This is a genomic window from Accumulibacter sp., from assembly GCF_032229525.1.
GTDB lineage: Bacteria > Pseudomonadota > Gammaproteobacteria > Burkholderiales > Rhodocyclaceae > Accumulibacter.
In genome coordinates, this window is sequence record NZ_JAVTWB010000214.1 from 2,991 (window position 1) to 5,213 (window position 2,223).

3 protein-coding genes and 1 pseudogene are annotated in these 2,223 nt (G+C 62.9%); all 4 read left to right on the plus strand.

All coding sequences use genetic code 11. The features are described from left to right. The coding region (gene trxC, locus RUW20_RS17430; RefSeq protein WP_313953495.1) for a thioredoxin TrxC at positions 1-390 on the plus strand (390 nt) is incomplete at its 5' end. Between the two features lie 233 nt (positions 391-623). After that, positions 624-962, plus strand: a complete 339-nt coding sequence (locus tag RUW20_RS17435) for an HPF/RaiA family ribosome-associated protein (RefSeq protein ID WP_313953496.1) — start codon at positions 624-626, stop codon at positions 960-962. 139 nt (positions 963-1,101) lie between these two features. After that, on the plus strand, positions 1,102-1,983 hold the full coding sequence (gene htpX, locus RUW20_RS17440) for a protease HtpX (protein WP_313953497.1): 882 nt from the start codon (positions 1,102-1,104) through the stop codon (positions 1,981-1,983). Then, positions 1,983-2,223 (plus strand): annotated as a pseudogene (locus RUW20_RS17445) (ion transporter); the annotation flags it as partial. The gene htpX and the pseudogene RUW20_RS17445, both read left to right, overlap by 1 nt.

A 2,223-nucleotide genomic window follows, 5' to 3' on the forward strand; every position in this document is an offset into this window, starting at 1 on the left:
AACCGGGTGCCCGAAACGCGCCTGAACGATCAGGGCCGCTGTGGCCACTGCCAGGCCCCGCTTTTTGACGGCAGGCCGACCGTGCTCACTGCGGCCAACTTTGACCGGCATATAGAGCGCTCGGAATTGCCGATCCTGGTCGATTTTTGGGCGCCGTGGTGCGGCCCCTGCCGGGCGATGGCGCCGGCGTTCACCGCGGCCGCGCAGCAGCTTGAACCCACCGCTCGCCTGGCCAAGGTGAATACCGAGGAAGAGCAGGCGCTTGCCGCCCGCTTCGCCATCCGTTCGATTCCGACGCTGGTCGCTTTCAGGAATGGCCGGGAAGTCGCTCGTCAGGCCGGCGCGATGGATGCGGCAAGCATTGTTCGTTGGTTGCGGTCGCTCGGCTGAAGGCCGGGTCGGCGCCGCTGATCGGCGCCATGACGAGACCGCATGGGTGAGCCGGCAGGTCTCTGTGCGAGCCTTGGCGATCTGCAAAAAACGGTGAATCTGCGCGTGATCGAGTCTGTTCGATGACGTTGGCTATCAATCTGAAACGAATACTTGGAAAAGAATAATCGACTTTTGTTGATGGGAAGGCGGCTCTAGTATGGGCCGCAATGTCGACCGCCAAGGAGAATCGTATGCAGATCGAAATTCACGCGCATGGCTTTCCGCTGAGCGAGGCGTTGCGTGCCCATGTGGAACGAAGGTTTCAGTTCGCCGTAGGTCGCTTTGAGGATCGGGTGCAGGGCGTCATCGTACGATTGTCGGACCTCAATGGCCCGCGCGGCGGCGTCGATAAGCATTGCCAGGTCCAGCTTCGTCTGCGCGGCTTGCCCAAGATTGTGATCAAGGACACCGAAGCGGATACGTATGTTGCCGTGGATCGCGCTGCGGACCGGAGCGGGCGGACGCTGGGGCGCAACCTGCAACGGGCGCAGCGCAAGGACTTCGTTAGCTGCTGGGTGGAGTGGCGATGAACAGGGTGGATGGATCCAGCCTGCTGCTGCAGGCCCCGTTGCGCGACGCGCAGATCGCTGCCGCGCGGCGCGCCAAGCGGATGGGCTGCGGCAAGCCCATCCGGAACTGCCGCCACAATGGAATTGCAAGGAGTCATTGATGAAACGAGTCGTTCTTTTCCTGGCCACCAACCTGGCCATCGTGCTCGTACTGTCGGTCAGCATGCGCCTGCTCGGGGTGGAACCCTATCTCAACGAACAGGGCCTCAATCTCACCTCGCTGCTGGTTTTTGCCGCGATCATGGGTTTTGGCGGCTCGCTGATTTCGCTGGCCGTATCGAAGTGGATGGCCAAGAAATCGGTGGGCGCCCAGGTCATCACCCAGCCCCAGACGGCCACCGAAAAGTGGCTGCTGCAGACGGTGGAGCGCCAGGCAAAGGCCGCCGGCATCAAGATACCCGAAGTGGCGATCTGGGATTCGCCGGAGGTGAACGCTTTCGCCACCGGCATGAGCAAGAACAGCTCGCTGATTGCCGTGTCTACGGGCTTGCTGCAGAAAATGACCCGGGAAGAGGCGGAGGCCGTGCTCGGGCACGAGATGGCCCACGTCGCCAACGGTGACATGGTGACCCTGGCATTGATTCAGGGGGTGGTGAACACTTTCGTGCTGTTCCTGTCGCGGGTTATCGGGCACACCGTAGACCGGGTGGTTTTCAAGACCGAAAGAGGCAACGGTCCGGCATTCTGGGTCACGGTGATCATCGCCGACCTGGTGTTGGGCATCCTGGCATCGATCATCGTCATGTGGTTTTCACGGCGACGCGAGTTTCGCGCCGATGCGGGTGGCGCCCGCCTGGCCGGGCGCGGCGCCATGATCGCCGCGCTGCAACGTCTGTCCAGCCTGCACCCGCAACCGCTACCCGACAAGATGGCTGCCTTCGGCATCAGCGGTGGCGGCGGGTCGGGATTCAAGCGTCTGTTCATGACCCACCCGCCACTTGAAGAACGCATCGCCGCACTGAAGGCGAGCAACGAACGTTGATGGAAGACCGTATGCATCCGGCGGCCGGGGCCCCGCCTGCACGCCTGCGCGCCTTCATCGAACACCCGCGCGTACAGCACGGCATCATCGTGCTGATCCTGCTCAACGCAGCGCTATTGGGCCTCGAAACCTGGCCCGCTGCGATGGCCACGGCGGGAGGGCTGATTGTCACGCTCGACCGCGCCATCCTGGCGGTGTTCGTGGTGGAGATCGCCTTGCGTCTCTACGTCCATCGGCGGG